This is a genomic window from Microbacterium sp. SCN 71-21, assembly GCF_001725695.1.
GTDB classification, from domain to species: domain Bacteria; phylum Actinomycetota; class Actinomycetes; order Actinomycetales; family Microbacteriaceae; genus Microbacterium; species Microbacterium ginsengisoli.
Genome location: NZ_MEGA01000003.1, coordinates 40057 through 57923 on the forward strand (window position 1 = coordinate 40057; position 17867 = coordinate 57923).

18 protein-coding genes and 1 pseudogene are annotated in these 17867 nt (G+C 70.8%); 15 read left to right on the forward strand and 4 right to left on the reverse strand.

Features of this window, described 5'->3' with window-relative positions; genetic code table 11:
* Positions 1–26 precede the first annotated feature (26 nt).
* Positions 27–680: a class I SAM-dependent methyltransferase gene (locus ABT08_RS00960; protein ID WP_056209370.1), complete on the reverse strand. Its 654-nt coding sequence runs from the start codon at positions 678–680 to the stop codon at positions 27–29.
* Positions 681–765: 85 nt separating this feature from the next.
* Here ABT08_RS00960 and hflX point away from each other — a divergent pair, with 85 nt between their 5' ends.
* Positions 766–2289 (forward strand): GTPase HflX, encoded by a 1524-nt coding sequence (hflX, locus tag ABT08_RS00965; protein WP_056519496.1) that lies wholly within the window; start codon positions 766–768, stop codon positions 2287–2289.
* A 41-nt stretch (positions 2290–2330) separates the two neighbouring features.
* Here the strand turns inward: hflX and ABT08_RS00970 are convergent.
* Positions 2331–4235, reverse strand: a pseudogene (locus tag ABT08_RS00970) (S9 family peptidase).
* A gap of 172 nt (positions 4236–4407) precedes the next feature.
* Here ABT08_RS00970 and ABT08_RS00975 point away from each other — a divergent pair.
* Complete coding sequence (locus tag ABT08_RS00975; RefSeq protein ID WP_045247614.1) at positions 4408–5394, forward strand: methylenetetrahydrofolate reductase; 987 nt, start codon at positions 4408–4410, stop codon at positions 5392–5394.
* Positions 5391–7724: a 5-methyltetrahydropteroyltriglutamate--homocysteine S-methyltransferase gene (metE, locus tag ABT08_RS00980; RefSeq protein WP_288113716.1), complete on the forward strand. Its 2334-nt coding sequence runs from the start codon at positions 5391–5393 to the stop codon at positions 7722–7724. The genes ABT08_RS00975 and metE overlap by 4 nt, the downstream gene beginning before the upstream one ends.
* 70 nt (positions 7725–7794) lie before the next feature.
* Here the strand turns inward: metE and lexA are convergent, their stop codons facing one another.
* Positions 7795–8466, reverse strand: a complete 672-nt coding sequence (gene lexA / locus ABT08_RS00985; RefSeq protein WP_045247616.1) for a transcriptional repressor LexA — start codon at positions 8464–8466, stop codon at positions 7795–7797.
* Between the two features lie 258 nt (positions 8467–8724).
* Here lexA and ABT08_RS00990 point away from each other — a divergent pair, with 258 nt between their 5' ends.
* The 6 genes from ABT08_RS00990 (at position 8725) to ABT08_RS01015 (ending at position 13083) form a co-directional block, all read left to right on the forward strand.
* The gene (locus ABT08_RS00990) at positions 8725–9078 is read left to right on the forward strand and encodes a LysM peptidoglycan-binding domain-containing protein (protein ID WP_288113717.1); all 354 of its coding nucleotides are present in this window, start codon (positions 8725–8727) and stop codon (positions 9076–9078) included.
* Between the two features lie 45 nt (positions 9079–9123).
* A complete protein-coding gene (locus ABT08_RS00995; RefSeq protein WP_288113718.1) occupies positions 9124–10206 on the forward strand; it encodes a histidinol-phosphate transaminase in 1083 nt (360 codons plus the stop codon).
* A complete protein-coding gene (gene hisB, locus ABT08_RS01000) occupies positions 10203–10820 on the forward strand; it encodes an imidazoleglycerol-phosphate dehydratase HisB (protein WP_045247619.1) in 618 nt (205 codons plus the stop codon). Before ABT08_RS00995 ends, hisB begins: the two co-directional genes overlap by 4 nt.
* The gene (gene hisH / locus ABT08_RS01005) at positions 10817–11461 is read left to right on the forward strand and encodes an imidazole glycerol phosphate synthase subunit HisH (protein WP_056209357.1); all 645 of its coding nucleotides are present in this window, start codon (positions 10817–10819) and stop codon (positions 11459–11461) included. Before hisB ends, hisH begins: the two co-directional genes overlap by 4 nt.
* A 61-nt stretch (positions 11462–11522) precedes the next feature.
* Positions 11523–12269, forward strand: coding sequence for a bifunctional 1-(5-phosphoribosyl)-5-((5-phosphoribosylamino)methylideneamino)imidazole-4-carboxamide isomerase/phosphoribosylanthranilate isomerase PriA (priA, locus tag ABT08_RS01010; RefSeq protein ID WP_045247621.1), 747 nt, complete (start codon positions 11523–11525; stop codon positions 12267–12269).
* A complete protein-coding gene (locus tag ABT08_RS01015; protein WP_056209353.1) occupies positions 12253–13083 on the forward strand; it encodes an SseB family protein in 831 nt (276 codons plus the stop codon). Before priA ends, ABT08_RS01015 begins: the two co-directional genes overlap by 17 nt.
* A gap of 57 nt (positions 13084–13140) precedes the next feature.
* Here the strand turns inward: ABT08_RS01015 and ABT08_RS01020 are convergent, their stop codons facing one another.
* Positions 13141–13569: a DUF1844 domain-containing protein gene (locus tag ABT08_RS01020; RefSeq protein ID WP_056209350.1), complete on the reverse strand. Its 429-nt coding sequence runs from the start codon at positions 13567–13569 to the stop codon at positions 13141–13143.
* Positions 13570–13783: 214 nt separating this feature from the next.
* Here ABT08_RS01020 and infC point away from each other — a divergent pair, with 214 nt between their 5' ends.
* From infC to ABT08_RS01050, 6 genes are all read left to right on the forward strand, one after another.
* Positions 13784–14410, forward strand: coding sequence for a translation initiation factor IF-3 (infC, locus tag ABT08_RS01025; RefSeq protein ID WP_082483203.1), 627 nt, complete (start codon positions 13784–13786; stop codon positions 14408–14410).
* 47 nt (positions 14411–14457) lie between these two features.
* Positions 14458–14652, forward strand: coding sequence for a 50S ribosomal protein L35 (rpmI, locus tag ABT08_RS01030; RefSeq protein ID WP_045247624.1), 195 nt, complete (start codon positions 14458–14460; stop codon positions 14650–14652).
* A 30-nt stretch (positions 14653–14682) separates the two neighbouring features.
* On the forward strand, positions 14683–15069 hold the full coding sequence (gene rplT / locus ABT08_RS01035) for a 50S ribosomal protein L20 (protein WP_056209345.1): 387 nt from the start codon (positions 14683–14685) through the stop codon (positions 15067–15069).
* 90 nt (positions 15070–15159) lie between these two features.
* Positions 15160–15960, forward strand: coding sequence for a TrmH family RNA methyltransferase (locus ABT08_RS01040; RefSeq protein WP_045247626.1), 801 nt, complete (start codon positions 15160–15162; stop codon positions 15958–15960).
* Positions 15961–16077: 117 nt separating this feature from the next.
* The gene (locus tag ABT08_RS01045; RefSeq protein ID WP_056519567.1) at positions 16078–16869 is read left to right on the forward strand and encodes an amino acid ABC transporter ATP-binding protein; all 792 of its coding nucleotides are present in this window, start codon (positions 16078–16080) and stop codon (positions 16867–16869) included.
* A gap of 71 nt (positions 16870–16940) precedes the next feature.
* Entirely contained in the window at positions 16941–17840 is a 900-nt protein-coding gene (locus ABT08_RS01050) for a glutamate ABC transporter substrate-binding protein (RefSeq protein WP_288113721.1), read from the forward strand.
* Positions 17841–17867: the final 27 nt, after the last annotated feature.

A 17867-nucleotide genomic window follows, 5' to 3' on the forward strand; every position in this document is an offset into this window, starting at 1 on the left:
CGGGGAATCGGCCGACAAGCGCCCGATCAGTCGACCGGGTAGGGCAGCTCGATCGCCTCGGTCGGCGGGGTGCCGTGTCGGCGCACCTTGAGGACGCGGTACCCCCGCGCGGTCGCCGCGCGGTGCACGCTGTAGCCCATGGGGAAGGTCGCCGAGATCCACCGCTGCAGGGAGTCCGACCCGAGGTTGCGGGCGACGACGAACCAGCCGTCGGAGCGCTCGTCGAGCCGCGGGATCCAGCGCTCGAGCATGTCGTGCAGCTCGTTCTTGCCGACGCGGATGGGCGGGTTCGACCGGATCGTGCGGAACACCACGTCGTCGGGAACATCGTCGGGCGTCACCGCGTTGACGTTCTCGAGGCCCAGGCGCTCCGCGGTGGCGCGGACGAGTCCGAGGGCCCGCTGGTTGACATCGACCGCCCAGATGGTGGCGCGCGGCGACTCGATCGCCAGCGACAGTGAGATCGGACCCCACCCGCAGCCGAGGTCGAGGAAATGACCTCCGGGAGGCGGCGGGGGCGTGTTCGCCAGCAGCACGGACGTTCCGGCGTCGAGGCGATCGGGACTGAACACGCCGTTCGCGGTCGTCACCTGCACGTCGCGTCCCGCGAGCGTCACGGTGATCAGCCGCTGCTGTTCGGGACTGGCCGGAGACGCACTGAAGTAGTGGTCGCTCGGCATGGTGCGAGCGTAGCGGAGAGCGCGTCTGGGCGGGAGGCTAGAGTGAGCGGATGCCGCGGCCACGGGGCATCCTCGAAAGGAATTGATGACGGACGACATCGACACCGCGCACGCGAGTCGACAGGATGACGCCGTGGAGCGGGTGCTCGCTCGGGCGGAGGCGCGGGCGGGAGTGCGTCGCTTCGACGAGCTCGGGTCCGCGCAGGCTCTGCAAGACGCGTCGACCGCGTACGGCGGCGAGACCGACGGCGAGCAGTGGGACCGTGAGGAGCGTGCCGCGCTGCGGCGTGTACCCGGGCTCTCGACCGAGCTCGAGGACGTCACCGAGGTCGAGTACCGGCAGCTGCGACTCGAGAACGTCGTGCTCGTCGGCGTGCATCCGCAGGGTGAGCAGGAGGACGCCGAGAACTCGCTGCGCGAGCTCGCCGCGCTCGCCGAGACCGCGGGTGCCGCGGTGCTCGACGGCGTGCTGCAGCGTCGGCCGCACCCCGACCCCGCGACCTACGTCGGTCGCGGCAAGGCCGAGGAGCTGCGCGACATCGTCGCCGCGGTCGGCGCCGACACCGTGATCGCCGACACCGAGCTCGCACCGAGCCAGCGGCGTGCCCTCGAAGACGTCGTGAAGGTGAAGGTCATCGACCGCACCACCGTCATCCTCGACATCTTCAGCCAGCACGCGAAGTCTCGTGAGGGCAAGGCCCAGGTCGAGCTCGCCCAGCTCGAGTACCTCCTCCCGCGCCTGCGCGGGTGGGGTGACTCGATGAGCCGTCAGGCCGGTGGCCAGGTGGGCGCCGGCGGCGCCGGCATGGGTTCGCGCGGACCGGGTGAGACGAAGATCGAGCTCGATCGCCGCCGCATCCGCACCCGCATGGCGATGCTGCGCCGGCAGATCCGCGACTTCGCGCCGGCCCGCGATGCGAAGCGCGCCGAGCGCAAGCGCAACACGATCCCGTCCGTCGCGATCGCCGGCTACACGAACGCGGGGAAGTCGAGCCTGCTGAACCGGCTCACGAGCGCGGGTGTGCTCGTGGAGAACGCGCTGTTCGCGACGCTCGATGCGACAGTGCGGCGGGCCGAGGCATCCGATGGACGCGTCTACACGCTCACCGACACCGTCGGGTTCGTGCGCAACCTGCCTCATCAGCTCGTGGAGGCATTCCGCTCCACGCTGGAGGAGGTCGGCGACGCCGATGTGATCGTGCACGTCGTCGACGGCTCCCACCCCGACCCTGCCGCGCAGCTCGCGACGGTGCGCGACGTGATCGGCGAGGTCGGCGCGCGCGCCACGCAGGAGCTCGTCGTCTTCAACAAGGCCGACCTCGTCGATGCCGACGCGCGCCTCGTGCTGCGCGGACTCGTGCCGGGCGCGTACTTCGTGTCGTCGCGCACGGGTGAGGGCATCGCCGAGCTGCGTGCCGCTGTCGAGGCCGCGCTGCCGCTGCCGGCGGTGGAGATCACGGCGCTCGTGCCTTACGGTCGCGGGGACCTCGTCTCCGCGGTGCACGACACCGGGCTCATCGTGAGCCAGTCGCACGAGGAGACCGGCACTCTGCTGCACGCTCACGTCTCCGAGCGTCTCGCCGCTGAGCTCGCCCCGTTCGCGCGCTGAGCGTTCAGGTCCGTCAGTCGTGAGCGGCGACCCTTCGGCGCTCAGTCGAGCGCGAGCGGCGGCAGCCCCGGTGGAGTGAATCCGAACACGGCGCCGAGGAAGGCGAGCTCGGTCTCGGCGGCGTCGATGATCGTCTCCCGGCGGCGGAAGCCATGCCCCTCGCCCTCGTAGAGACGGTAGGCGTGCGGGATGCCGCGCGCCGCCAGCGCGTCGCGGATGGCCTCCTACTGGGCGGGTGGCACCACGGCATCGTCGGCGCCCTGCAGCAGCAGCACGGGCGCCGCGAACCGGTCCGTGTGTGACAGCGGGGATCGCTCGAGATAGACGGCCTCGGCCTCCGGCAGGGGACCGATGAGGCCGTCGAGGTAGCGCGACTCGAAGTCGTGCGTGTCGGCGGCGAGGGCGCGCGCATCGGCCACGCCGTAGCGCGAGATGCCCGCCGCGAACACGTCGCTGCCGGCGAGGGCGGCGAGCACGGTCCATCCGCCCGCGGAGCCGCCGGCGATCGCGATGCGGGCGGCGTCAGCGTCGCCTTCCGCGACGAGACCGGCCACCGCGGCGAGGACGTCGTCGACGTCGACGATGCCCCACTGACCGTCGAGGCGCTCGCGGTAGGCGCGTCCGTAGCCGGATGACCCGCCGTAGTTGACGTCGAGCACGCCGATGCCGCGGCTCGTGAGGTAGGCGATCGATCCTGACAAGCCCCCCGCGACGTGGGAGGTGGGTCCGCCGTGCACGGTGACCACGTACGGCGCGCGCTCGCCGGCGGGCGCCACGATTCCGGGAGCGGTCGGCGGGTAGACGAACGCGTGCACCGGCCCGTGCGGACCGGGGTAGGTGACCGCACGCGGGGTCGGCAGCCAGGCGTCGGGCAGCGGCGCGGCGCCGCCGACCACGGCCTCCGCGGCGCCGGTCTCGACGTCGACGAGCCACAGTCCGCTCGACACGGCCGAGCCCGCGCCCGTGAGCAGCACGCGCGAGCCCGCGGCATCCTCGATGAGCAGGTGGCTCGAGACCGGCAGCGGGATGCCGCGACTCGTCCCGTCCGCCTCGATGACGTCGAGCTCGTCCCGGCCGTTGGTGCGGAGGGCGGCGATGCGGCCGCCACCGAGCGGCGCGAACCAGCGACTGCCGAGCACCCACAGCGCGCCGCCGGTGTCGGCGTCGGCGGGCGCGACCTCCGTCACCATGCCGCCGCGCACCCGACGGAGGTTCCAGCGCCCGGTCTCGTCGTCGGAGTAGAGCAGCGCGCCGTCCGGCTCCCACGTCGGCTGTACCGGCGCGCTCGCGCCGCCGGCGACGACGGATGCCTCGTCCGGCCGCCCGAGTGGAGCGCGCCGGAGTTCGCTGCGCTCCCACGGCATGTGCGGGTGGTTCCAGCCGATCCAGGCGATCTCACGCCCGTCGGGGGAGAGCGCGGGCTGGGCGACGAAGTCGGTGCCGGATGCGACGACCTGCAGCGCGGTCGGGTCGTCGGAGGCAGATCCGTCGAGCGGGATGCGCACGGCGTCGTGGGTCGTGCCGCGCGCGTCCTGGGTCTCGCGCACCGCGAGCAGCGCACCGCCCGTGACGGTGAGCCCACCGAAGCGCTGTCCGAGCCCGCCCGGCGTGAGAGGCTGAGGTTCCTCACCCGGGGTGAGTGAGTAGACCCGCTGGTCGCCCTTCTCGACGAACACCAGCCCGCCGTCGCCGCGAGGAGCCCACGCGCCGCCGCCGTACTCGTGCACCGCCGAGCGCGCGCTCCACGGTGCCGGAAGAATCTCCGCCACCTCTCCGCCCTCGAATCGCCGGCGCACGGTGCCGCGGCCGCCCTCCTCGGGCACCGACGCGCCCCACCAGATCTCCGATCCGACCAGGCGCGCGCCGTCGAAGCGGGGCGAGGAACCGGCGATGTCGGAGGCGGACAGCGGTGACGGCCAGGAGCCGTGGGGGAGAGTCTGCGGCATCCCTCCACGCTAGCCGCGGGCCGCGGCATCCGCCCGCTCGGCGCGGAGCGGGAGACGCGTGCGCGGTGCTCGCGTGACTCCGGGCGTCACACACGGCTGCGCACATCGCTCGGTGCTTTATGCTCTGATCCCACCCGTATGCGCATTCTGCGCACCTCTTCCACCGTGTGAAATGACCTCTTCCGTCGACTCCGTGCCCGCGCCTGCGCCGTTCTCGTTCGAGCTGTACCCGCCTCGCACGGCGGCGTCAGAGGCGGCTCTGCACGAGACGATCGCGCGCCTCGCCGAGGTCGGGCCGCGGTTCATCTCGGTGACGTACGGTGCCGGCGGATCCACCGGCGGACGCTCGCTCGAGGTGCTGCGTCACATTCGCGCCACGACCGATGTCGAGCCGCTGGCGCACCTCACGTGCGTGGGCAACACCTATGCGGGCGCCAACCGTCTCATCCGCGAGTTCCTCGACGCCGGCATCCGCAGCTTCCTCGCGCTGCGCGGAGACCCGCCCGCGGGCACCTCCGAGGACGACGTGTACCTGGGTGACCTGGAGAGCGCCGCCCAGCTCGTGCAGCTCATCGACCGCGTCCAGGCCGAGCGCGCTCCCTACCAGGAGTCCGGGATCCCCGGCATGCCCGGCGCCGCCCGCGTCGATCCGCGCCCGCGGGTCGACATCGCCGTCGCGGCCTTCCCGAACGGCCACCCGCGGTCGCGGCATCCGCGCGAGCACATCGACGCGCTGCTGGCGAAGCAGGCCGCCGGTGCGACCCTCGCCATCACCCAGCTGTTCTTCCACGCCGACGACTACGTCTGGTTCGTCGACCGCGCCCGTACGGCGGGAGTCACCATCCCGATCCTGCCGGGGATCATGCCGATCACCGGCCCGGCACGGCTGCGCCGTGTGCTGCAGCTGACCGGCGAGGAGATCCCCGCCGACCTTGCGATCGCGCTCGAGGTCGAGCCGACCGCCGAGGGCCAGCGGGAGATCGGCATCGCGCACGCCGCGCGTCTCGCCGAGGAGGTGCTGGCCGGTGGAGCGCCCGGTGTGCACCTCTACGCGTTCAACAACCACGACACCGTGCTCTCGGTCCTCCGTGAAGCAGGTATTCTCACCGCGGGCGCCTCCGGCCCCGCCTCCACCCCAGTGAAGGAGTCACGTCGATGACTGCACCCGCCCTGCCCGAGGGAACCATCCTCGGCTACCCCCGCATCGGCCGCCGCCGTGAGCTCAAGCGCGCCGTCGAGTCGCACTGGGCGGGCGCGCTCTCCGAGGCCGACCTCGAGGCCACGGCGGCCGACCTCCGCCGTGCCACCCGCGAGCGTCTCGTCGAGCTCGGTCTCGGCCGAACCGACTCCTCGATCCCCGAGTCGTTCTCCTACTACGACCAGGTGCTCGATGTCACCGCGACCGTCGGCGCCCTGCCGGCCCGCTTCACCCGTCTGCGCGAGAGCGACGGCAGCGTGCCGCTGTCGGCCTACTTCACGGCCGCCCGCGGCGAGGGCGATGACGCGCCGCTGGAGATGACCAAGTGGTTCGACACGAACTACCACTACCTGGTTCCCGAGATCGGTCCCGAGACCCGCTTCGCGCTCACGAGCGACCGCTTCGCCCGCCAGGTCGCCGAGGCCCGCGCCGACGGCTTCGTCACGCGCCCCGTCGTCGTCGGCCCCGTCACGTTCCTCGCGCTGGCGAAGGCGACGGATGCCGCGCCCGCCGGCTTCGCTCCGACGAGCCGCCTCGATGACCTCCTGCCCGTCTACGTCGAGCTGCTCGCGTCGCTGAAGGCGGCCGGAGCCGAGTGGGTACAGCTCGACGAGCCGGCCCTCGTCAGCGAGAGCGTCGACGTCGACCCCGCCGCTCTCGCGGCGCTCGCGGAGCGCGCCTACGCCGTGCTCGGCGGTGCCGCCGACCGCCCGTCGATCCTCGTGACCGCCGGCTACGCGCAGCTCTCGCCCGAGGCGTGGCAGGTTCTGGCCGCCGCCCCCGTCGAGGCGCTCGCGATCGACCTCGGCCGCGGTGCGCTTCCGGCGGCCGTCCCCGGGCTCGAGTCCAAGACCCTCGTGGGCGGCGTCGTCGACGGCCGCAACATCTGGCGTGGCGACCTCGAGGCCGCCTGGCAGAAGCTCGAGGCGCTGAAGGGGCTGGGCGCGGCATCCGTCGTCGCCGGCACCACCACCTCGCTGCAGCACGTGCCGCACGACGTCGCCGACGAGCCCGCGCTCGATGAGCGTCTCGTCTCGTGGCTCGCGTTCGCCGATCAGAAGGTCGGCCAGATCGCGGTGCTCGCGCGTGGCCTGGCCGAGGGTCGTGACGCGATCGCCGACGACCTCGCCGCCGCGACGGCGGCGCTCGAGGACCGTCGGTCGGCACCGGGCGTGCGTGTCGACGCGGTGCGTGCCCGCACCGGCGCCCTGACCGACGCCGACTTCTCGCGCGGCGACTACGCGGAGCGTGCCGCGGCGCAGGATGCCGCGCTGCACCTTCCGGCGCTCCCGACGACCACGATCGGGTCGTTCCCGCAGACCGGTGACATCCGTCGCGCCCGCGCACGCCACGCGAAGGGCGAGCTCACCACGGCCGAGTACGACGGGTTCCTCCGCGACGAGATCGCCGCGGTCATCACGCTGCAGGAGGATCTCGGTCTCGACGTCCTCGTGCACGGCGAGCCCGAGCGCAACGACATGGTGCAGTACTTCGCCGAGAACCTCGACGGCTTCGCGGTGACGCAGAACGGCTGGGTGCAGTCCTACGGCTCGCGTGCGACGCGTCCGTCGATCCTCTGGGGCGACGTGTCGCGTCCGGCGCCGATCACGGTGGCGTGGGCCGAGTACGCCCAGTCGCTCACCGCGAAGCCCGTCAAGGGCATGCTGACCGGCCCGGTGACGATCCTCGCGTGGTCGTTCGTGCGCGACGACCAGCCGCTGGGCGAGACCGCGAACCAGGTCGCCCTGGCGCTGCGCGACGAGATCGGCGACCTCGAGCAGGCCGGCATCGCGATCATCCAGGTCGACGAGCCCGCGCTGCGCGAGCTGCTTCCGCTGAAGAAGGCCGACCAGCCCGCCTACCTCGACTGGTCGGTGGGATCGTTCCGCCTGGCGACCGCGGGAGCCGAGACGGCCACCCAGGTGCACACGCACCTGTGCTACTCGGAGTTCGCCGTCGTGATCGACGCGATCGCCGCCCTCGACGCCGACGTCACCTCGATCGAGGCGGCGCGCAGCCGTGGCGACGTGATCGACGACATCTCTGCGTCGGGCTTCAGCCACGGCATCGGCCCGGGTGTCTACGACATCCACTCGCCCCGCATCCCGAGCGTCGAAGAGGTCACCGAGCTCCTCGAGCGCGCGGTCAAGGCGATCCCGACCCGCCAGATCTGGGTCAACCCCGACTGCGGTCTGAAGACCCGTGGCTACGCCGAGACGAAGGCCTCGTTGCGCAACCTCGTCGCCGCGACCGTCGCGGTGCGCGAAGAGGTGGGCGCCCCCCAGGGCTGAGCGCCCCGCGAACGACAGAGGGCGGCGACCGGATGCTTCCGGTCGCCGCCCTCTCGTCGTCTCGGTGTCGTCAGACCGCGCGCATGAGCGCGACGACTTTGCCGAGCACGACCGCCTCGTCGCCGAGGATCGGCTCGAACGCGGAGTTGCGCGGCAGCAGCCAGGTGTGGCCGTCCCGCTGGCGGAAGGCCTTGACGGTGGCCTCGCCGTCGAGCATCGCGGCGACGATGTCGCCGTTCTCGGCGGTGGACTGCGAGCGCACGACCACCCAGTCGCCGTCGCAGATGGCGGCGTCGATCATCGACTCGCCCTGCACCTTGAGCATGAACAGGTCGCCCTTGCCGACGAGCTGGCGGGGGAGGGGGAAGATCTCCTCGACCTGCTGCTCAGCCGTGATCGGGATGCCGGCGGCGATGCGCCCGACGAGGGGCACCATGGCGGCGTCGCCGACCGAGGGGGCCGTGTCGGCGGGGTTCTCGGCCGCGGTGCCGGGGAGGTCGATGAGCACTTCCATCGCACGGGTCTTGCCCGCGTCGCGACGCAGGTAGCCGCTCAGCTCGAGCTGGTTCAGCTGGTGCGTGACGCTCGAGAGCGACTTGAGTCCCACGGCGTCGCCGATCTCGCGCATGCTCGGCGGGTATCCGTGGCGCGCGATGGAGCGCTGGATGACCTCGAGGATCGCCAGCTGCTTGTCGCTGAGGCTCTTGCGCCGACGCGTCTGCGGCTTCTCCCGACCGGGCATCGCACGCTCCTTCCCTGGGCCGCCTCGTCGTTCTCGTTCGAATGTCGGAGGTCGGTGATGTGCTTCAGATGTCGAAAACCTATCCGGCTCTCGGCGCCCTTCGCGGGAGCGGGCACGCGTGTCGCGTTCGAAAGTCCTCGAAGGCGAGAGCCGGTTGACACTCGACAATATCGAAGATAGATTCGGAAAAGAAGTTCGCAAGACCGGCCCCCGGCCGGGTCCGGTCTTGCGACACTTCACCACTCTGAGGAGGCAGACATGACGACGATCCCGCTCACGCTCGCACCGCGCACCCGACTGCGGATGACGCGTCGTGGCCGCCGCGTGCTCGTGTTCCTCGCCGCACTGCCTTTCCTCATCGGGGTCTCGGCGGGCATCGTGTCGGGCGGGGCGGCTCTCGCGTCGCGCGACGCCGGTGCTCCGGCGGGCACTTACCAGACCGTCACGGTCGAGGCCGGTGACTCGCTGTGGTCGATCGCGGAGCGCGTCGCGCCGCAGGCAGATCCGCGCGACGTGGTCGACGCGTTCGTGCGGCTCAACGCACTCGGAAACGGCACGGTGGTGGCCGGCGAGCAGCTGTCGATCCCCACCGAGTACGCTCCGGCTCACTGATCTCGACCGTCGGGTCGGCGCGTATCCCGCCTCTACGATGGAACGGTGACCCGTCTCGAAGACCTTCCGATACGCGACGACCTGCGCGGGCTCGTCCCGTACGGCGCCCCGCAGGTCGCGCTCCCCGTCGCTCTGAACGTCAACGAGAACACGCATCCGGTTCCGGATGAGGTCGCCAGCGACATCCTCGATTCCATCGCCCGCGCGCTGCGCGACGTCAACCGCTATCCCGACCGCGAGTTCACCGCGCTGCGCGAGGGCTTTGCGGACTATCTCGGCAACGGGCTGCTCCCCGAGCAGATCTGGGCCGCGAACGGGTCGAACGAGGTGCTCCAGCACGTCCTGCAGGCCTTCGGCGGCCCGGGACGTCGGGCGTTCGGCTTCACGCCGACGTACTCGATGTACCCGCTTCTCACGCGCGCGACCGGCGCCGAGTGGGTCGCCGGCGAGCGGGCCAGCGACTACACGCTGTCTCCGCAATCCGCGGCCGACCAGGTGGCCGCCGCTGACCCCGACGTCGTCTTCCTGTGCGCTCCCAACAATCCGACCGGCACGCCGCTGCCGATCGATGTGATCACCGCCGTCTACGAGGCGAGCCGCGGCATCGTCATCGTCGACGAGGCCTACATCGAATTCGCCCCGCGCGACGCGGTCTCGGCGATCTCGCTCCTCGAGGGCCGGGAGCGCCTGGTCGTCTCCCGCACCATGAGCAAGGCGTTCGCCTTCGCCGGTGCGCGCGTGGGCTACCTCGCCGCCGACCCGGCGATCATCGACGCGCTGCGCCTCGTGCGCCTGCCGTACCACCTGAGTGCGCTCACACAGGCCGCCGCATCGGCGGCGCTGCGTCACGCGGAGGTCATGCTCGGGATGGTCGACGAGATCGTCGCGCAGCGCGACCGCATCTCGGCGACAGTCGAGGCGCTGGGCTTCCGCGCCCACCCGTCGTGGACCAACTTCGTGCTGTTCGGTGACGTCGACGACCCGCGGGCGACCTGGCAGGCGCTGTACGACCGGGGCGTGCTGATCCGCGACGTCGGCATTCCGCACCACCTGCGGGTGACGGCGGGCACCGCGCAGGAGACGACGGCGTTCCTCGATGCCCTGGCCTCGCTAGAATCGGGCGCATGAGCGCCGCACCCGCAGCATCCCGTACGGCGTCGATCACCCGCAGCACCAGCGAGTCGTCGGTCGAGCTCACCCTCGACCTCGACGGCACCGGGCGCAGCAGCATCGACACGAGCGTCCCGTTCTTCGACCACCTGCTGACGGCGTTCGCGAAGCACTCGCTCACCGATCTCACCGTGCGCTCGAGCGGCGACACGCACATCGATGCTCACCACACGGTGGAGGACGTCGCGATCGTGCTCGGTCAGGCGATCCGCCAGGCGCTCGGCGACAAGGCCGGCATCTCGCGCTACGGCGACGCGCTCGTGCCGCTCGATGAGGCCCTCGCGCAGGCTGTGGTCGACATCAGCGGCCGTCCGTACCTCGTGCACACCGGCGAGCCGGAGGGGTACGAGCACCACCTGATCGGCGGCCACTTCACCGGTTCGCTCGTGCGCCACACGTTCGAGGCGATCGCGTTCAACGCGGGCCTCACCGTGCACGTGCGCGTGCTCTCGGGTCGCGACCCGCACCACATCGCGGAGGCCGAGTACAAGGCGTTCGCGCGAGCGTTCCGTCAGGCGAAGGCGCTTGACCCGCTCGTCGAGGGCATCCCCAGCACCAAGGGCGCTCTGTGACGCGCACGCCGCTCGTCGCGGTGCTCGACTACGGGTCGGGCAACGTGCACTCCGCGGTGAAGGCGCTCGCGGTGGCCGGCGCCGACGCGCGCCTCACCGCCGATCGCGCGCTCGTGCTCGAGGCCGACGGTCTGGTGGTGCCAGGGGTCGGCGCGTTCCGAGCCGTCATGGAGGCGCTCCGCGCCAGCGGGGGAGACGAGCTCATCGACCGGCGCCTCGCCGGAGGACGTCCCGTGCTCGGAATCTGCGTCGGCATGCAGGTGCTGTTCGGCCGCGGGGTCGAACGCGGCGACGACACCCCGGGTCTGGGGGAGTGGCCGGGGGTGGTGACCGAATTGGATGCCCCGGTGCTCCCGCACATGGGATGGAACACCGTCGAGCCCGGCGAGGGGTCGACGCTGTTCGCCGGCGTCGAGGACGAGCGGTTCTACTTCGTGCACTCCTTCGCGGCGCAGCAGTGGTCGCTCGAGGTGCAGCCGCCCTTCCCCACGCCGTCGCTGACCTGGGCGACCCACGGGTCCCGGTTCCTCGCAGCCGTGGAGAACGGCGCGCTGTCGGCGACCCAGTTCCACCCGGAGAAGTCGGGGGCCGCCGGCATCCGGCTGCTGTCCAATTGGATCGGCTCGCTCTCCGCGGGATAACCTCTCCCGGGCGCGCGTCGGCGCGCCGCGGCATCCGCCTGTTCGCTTCACCCGAGGACCCATGAACGACTTCGCTTCCACGCCCGAACTGATCCTCCTTCCCGCGGTCGACGTGGCCGACGGCAAGGCCGTGCGCCTCACCCAGGGGGAGGCCGGCAGCGAGACGAGCTACGGCGACCCCGTCGAGGCCGCCCTCGAGTGGGCCCGCCAGGGTGCGCAGTGGATCCACCTCGTCGACCTCGACGCGGCGTTCGGTCGGGGCAGCAACGCGGCCCTGCTGCGCAAGGTCATCACGCACGTCAAGGGTGTAAACGTCGAGGTCTCCGGCGGCATCCGCGACGACGCCTCGCTCGAGGCGGCTCTCGAGTCGGGCGCGGCGCGCATCAACCTCGGCACCGCGGCCCTGGAGAACCCGGAGTGGGCGGCAGATGTCATCGGCCGCTACGGTGACGCGGTCGCCGTCGGCCTCGACGTGCGCGGAACGACCCTCGCCGCCCGCGGCTGGACGCGCGACGGCGGCGACCTGTGGGCCGTGCTCGACCGGCTGGAGGAGGCTGGCTGCACGCGGTACGTCGTCACCGACGTCACCAAGGACGGCACGCTGCGCGGCCCGAACCTCGACCTGCTGCGCACCGTCGCCGACCGCACGCCGAAGCCGGTCATCGCGTCCGGCGGCATCTCGAGCCTCGACGACATCGCGGCGCTGCGCGAGCTCGTGCCGCACGGTGTCGAGGGCGCGATCGTCGGCAAGGCGCTCTATTCGGGGGCGTTCACCCTGCGCGAGGCGCTGGATGTCGCCGGAGCCTGAGTCGCGGCATCCCGGTCAGGGCGAGGCCTGCGGCCACGACCACGGCTCGGCGCACGATCCTCACCTGACCGATTCGGCGGGCACTCCGTGGGCGGGTCGCAGCTTCGAGCCGAACCCGCACGCGGGCGACGACGGCTCGGCCGACCCCGCTCTGCGGGCGGCGCTGGAGGCCTTCCATGCCGGCGAGGGCGATCAGGTCGCCGTCGCGACCGCGTACCGCACGGCGCGCCTGCTGATCCCGCTCATCGCCGAGAAGGGAGACGAGGGTGTGGGCCCGACCGGCCTCGTCGTCGACAAGACGCAGGAGCTGTCGATCGTCACGGTGGCTGCGCCCGACGGGCGACGCGTGCTGCCGGTGTTCACATCGGTGGCGACCATGAGCGCCTGGGATGCCGCGGCTCGCCCGGTGCCCGCCGACGGCGTGCGCACGGCGCTCGCGGCCGCGAACGACGACACCGACCTGATCGTGATCGACCCGGGCTCGGACACAGAGTTCGTGCTGCGGCGCCCCGCCGTGTGGGCGATCGCCAAGGGTGAGGAATGGGAGCCGTCCTTCGCCTCGCCGGCGGTGTTCCTGGGCCTTCAGCGCAGCATCGCGCACGAGCTCGCGGTGCTCGATCTGCAGGTGGCTCCCGGGGATCCGCGCGCGCGGGGTCTGGGCTCCGAACTCGTCGTGCACCTGAATCTCGCGGCGGGCCTCGATCAGCAGGAGCTCGACGCCGTGCTCGCGCGACTCGCCCGCCGGTGGGCCGCCGATGACGCGGTGGCGACCCTGGTCGACTCGCTGTCGGTCAAGTTGCACCGCGCGCGCTGAGCTGCGTCGCGCCGCCGCTCTGCCATCGCGACCGGACGAGTGCGCGCCGGGGCGGGGTCAGGTGACCGGGCCGGTCCACTTCTCGCCGGGTCCCTTGCCGATCGGGTCGGGAACGACGGATGCCTCGCGAAAGGCGAGCTGCAGGGAGCGCAGGCCGTCGCGGAGTGACCGCGCGTGCATGTCGCTGACCTCGGGGGCGGCGGCGGTGAGGAGGCCGGCCAGGGCGTTGATGAGCTTGCGGGCCTCGTCGAGGTCGGTCTGCGACTCCGGGTCGTCGGCGAGGCCGACCTTGACGGCGGCCGCGCTCATGAGGTGCACGGCGGTCGTGGTGATGATCTCGACCGCGGCCACGTCGGCGATGTCGCGCACGGCGCTCGACGCGGCGCGCTCCTGCTCCTCCCAGCGAGCGTGGCGCTCGTCGTCGGTGAAGGCGTTGTCGTCGGGGCTCGTGTGCACGTCGTTCTCTCTGCTAGACTGTGCGGGCATCCGAGCGTCTGCTTCGGATCGAAAGTGGATCACATCCCACCCGCGCTTGCCGCCCAAGGTTACCGGGTCGAACGCACAGCTCCGGTTCTCCGGTGGCGGCCTTGTGGCGCGTGCGGGCGCGAACGTCGTGACGTCGCGTGGGTGGAGTGTGCGAATCTTCCGCCCGCTTCGCACCCGCGTCGCGGTGGCACCCGCTACGTAAGAGGAGTTCCGCATCAGCGATCCCCGCACCAATGAGCGCATCCGCGTCCCCGAGGTCCGCCTCGTGGGTCCGAACGGCGAGCAGGTAGGCGTCGTCCGTATCGAGGTTGCGCAGCGTCTGGCCCAGGAGGCAGACCTCGACCTGGTCGAGGTGGCCCCCAACTCGAAGCCGCCCGTCGTCAAGATCATGGACTACGGCAAGTTCAAGTACGAGGCCGCGCAGAAGGCCAAGGAGGCCCGGCGCAATCAGGCGAACACGGTCTTGAAGGAGGTGCGGTTCCGCCTCAAGATCGAGGCTCACGACTACACCACCAAGCTCAAGCGCGCCGAGGGATTCCTCAAGTCGGGTGACAAGGTGAAGGCGATGATCCTGTTCCGCGGTCGCGAGCAGTCGCGTCCGGAACTGGGTGTGCGCCTGCTTCGCAAGTTCGCCGAGGATGTCTCCGAGTTCGGCACCGTCGAATCGAACCCCACGATCGACGGTCGCAACATGGTCATGGTGATCGCGCCTCACAAGAACAAGTCCGAGGCGAAGGCGGAGCAGAACGCCCAGCGTGCCGCGAACAAGGAGGCCGCCCGTTCGGCCGCCCGCGGCGACACCCCCACTGACGAGCAGCCCGCTCCGGTTCCGGCCGAGTAGGGCGCCACGATTCCCGTCCGCGGGACACAACACAGAAGGAAACCGACATGCCGAAGCAGAAGACCCACTCGGGTGCCAAGAAGCGCTTCAAGATCACCGGCACCGGCAAGCTCATGAAGCAGCAGGCCAACCTGCGCCACAACTTCGAGGGCAAGCCCACCAAGCGCACCCGCCGTCTGTCGCAGGAGCAGGTGCTCGCCCCGGGCGACGCCAAGGTCGCGAAGAAGCTCCTCGGCCGCTGAGCGCGCCGACCCACGTGAGGAAGACAAGAAATGGCTAGAGTCAAGCGGGCCGTCAACGCCCAGAAGAAGCGTCGTACCATCCTCGATCGCGCCTCGGGTTACCGTGGCCAGCGGTCGCGCCTCTACCGCAAGGCGAAGGAGCAGGTCACCCACTCGCTCGTCTACGCGTACCGCGACCGTCGCAAGCGCAAGGGCGACTTCCGCCGTCTGTGGATCCAGCGCATCAACGCCGCTGCCCGTCAGAACGGCATCACCTACAACCGCTTCATCCAGGGCCTCGGCCTCGCGGGTGTGCAGGTCGACCGCCGCATCCTGGCCGACCTCGCGGTGAACGAGCCCGCGACGTTCGCGTCGCTGGTCGCGACGGCGAAGGCCGCCCTTCCGGCCGACGTGAACGCGCCCAAGGTCTCGGCCTAAGCGTCACACGCTGCACGGGGCGTCCTCCTTCGGGAGGGCGCCCCGTTCGTCGTTCCCGGGCGAGGCACCCCACCGCTCTAGACTGGCCGCGTGCTCGAGAATCCCCGATCGCCGCGCGCCCGAGCGGTCGCGAAGCTCGCCAAACGGGCGGCGCGCGACGAGACCGGCCTGTACCTCCTCGAGGGTCCGCAGGCCGTGCGCGAGGCGCTCGCCTTCCGTGCCGACGGCCTGGTCGAGCTCTATGCGACGCCCGCCGCCTGGGATCGCCACGCCGACCTCCGCGAGGCGGCATCGCGCGCGGGGCTCCGCGTAGAGCTCGCGTCCGACGCGGTGATCGAGGCGATGGCTGACACCGTCACTCCTCAGGGCATCATCGCTGTCGCCCGCCAGGACGAGGCATCCATCGACGACGTTCTCGCCCGTGCACCGCGACTGCTCGCGATCTGCGAAGAGATCCGCGATCCGGGCAATCTCGGCACGATCATCCGCGCGGCCGACGCCGTCGGCGCCGATGCGGTGGTTCTGACCGGGCGCACGGTGGATCCCTACAACCCGAAGGTCGTGCGGTCGACGACCGGGTCTCTGTTCCACGTGCCGGTGGCGCGCGTCGAGTCACTGGAAGACGTGATCGACGCGGCACGCGCGGCAGGACTGCGCGTCGTCGCCGCCGACGTCAAGGGCGACGATCTGCTCGACGCGCGGCGAGCCGGGGAACTCGACGGCCCGACCGCCTGGGTGTTCGGAAACGAGGCGCACGGGCTGCCCGATGAGGCGCTCGAGTGGGTGGATGCCGCGCTGCGCCTGCCGATCTACGGGCAGGCCGAGTCGTTGAACCTCGCAACTGCGGCGAGCGTCTGCCTCTACGAATCGGCGTTCGCCCAGCGCGGCTGACCGGCCGGATGCCGTGTCGCGGAAGCCGGCCGAGGCAGGTTCCGCGGAGGTTACATCCCCCTGGGAGAATCCGCCACGGGTCGCGATCGTCCACATCCCGTTCATAGAGTGGACATCATGTCTTCCCAGGATTCCCCCGGCCCGGCGACATCGAACATCAGCGTGCGACGCGGCGATCCGCTGGTCGTCGTCGAGCGCGTGCAGAAGCACTACGGCGATTTCCACGCCCTCAAGGACATCGACCTGACGGTCAACCGAGGCGAGGTGGTCGTGGTGATCGGCCCCTCCGGATCGGGGAAGTCGACGCTCTGCCGCACGATCAACCGGCTCGAGACCATCACCTCGGGAACGATCGCGATCGACGGCGTGGCGCTTCCGAGCGAGGGGAGGGCGCTGGCGGCGCTCCGTGCCGACGTCGGCATGGTGTTCCAGTCGTTCAACCTGTTCTCCCATCTCACGATCCTCGAGAACGTCACCCTCGGACCGATCAAGGTCAAGAAGCAGAAGAAGGCGGAGGCGGAGGCATCCGGTCGTCGACTTCTCGACCGCGTCGGCGTCGGGGCGCAGGCCGACAAGCTGCCGGCGCAGCTCTCCGGCGGACAGCAGCAGCGTGTCGCCATCGCCCGGGCGCTCGCGATGGCCCCCAAGGTGATGCTCTTCGACGAGCCCACGAGCGCCCTCGACCCCGAGATGATCACCGAGGTGCTCGACGTGATGACCTCGCTCGCGCACGAAGGGATGACCATGATCGTCGTCACCCACGAGATGGGCTTCGCGCGCAAGGCCGCCGACCGGGTCGTGTTCATGGCCGACGGCCAGATCGTCGAGCAGGCGACTCCGGACGCGTTCTTCACGAACCCCGCCAGCGACCGAGCGAAGGACTTCCTCTCCAAGCTCATCACCCACTGACGCCCCCAGACCCGCGCGCCCGTCCCCGGCGCCGGACGAAGAAGAAGAGATACGAAACAGGAGAGATTCACATGCGCATCAGACGAATGATGGGAGCGGCTGCGGGACTCGCGGTCGCGGCGCTCGCGCTCACCGCGTGCAACAGCGGCACCCCGGGTGCCTCGGGAAGCGCGGATGCCTCGGCCGCGCCGCTGTTCGAGGTCGCGAGCAATGTCGAGATCGCCGGCAGCCCGACCTTCGAGAAGATCAAGGCCGCCGGCGTCGTCAAGATCGGCGTCAAGGAGGACCAGCCGGGTCTCGGCTACCTCGACCCGACCACGGGTGAGAGGTCGGGCTTCGACATCGACATCGCCCGGTGGATCGCGGCGTCGCTCGGCTACGACGAGAGCAAGATCGAGTACACCGCGATCGCCTCCGCGAACCGTGAGCAGGCCATCGAGAACGGGCAGATCGACTACTACGTCGGGACCTACTCGATCACCGATCGTCGCAAGGAGCAGATCGACTTCGCAGGTCCCTACTTCGTGACCGGCCAGGGACTGCTCGTGCGCAAGTCCGACGACTCGATCACGGGCGTCGACGCGCTCGCCGGCAAGACGGTCTGTTCGGCGACCGGATCCACATCGATCCAGCGCATCAAGGACGAGCACCCCGATGCGAAGACCGTCGAGTTCAGCGGCTACTCCGAGTGCGTCCAGAACCTCATCAGCGGCCAGGCCGATGCGGTGACGACCGATGAGGCCATTCTCATCGGGTACGCGGCGGCCGACCCCGACAACCTGAAGGTCGTCGGGGAGCCGTTCTCGACCGAGCGCTACGGTGTCGGGCTCGCGAAGGACGACACCGCTTTCGCGGCATTCATCAACACGATGTTCACCGACGGAGGGTCGACCTGGACCGCGATCTTCGAGAAGAACCTCGGCGCGTCCGGCGTGCAGGCCACCCAGCCTGCCGTCGATCCCGTCTCGTGATCATCGCCGGGGTGGCCGCGCAGCGGC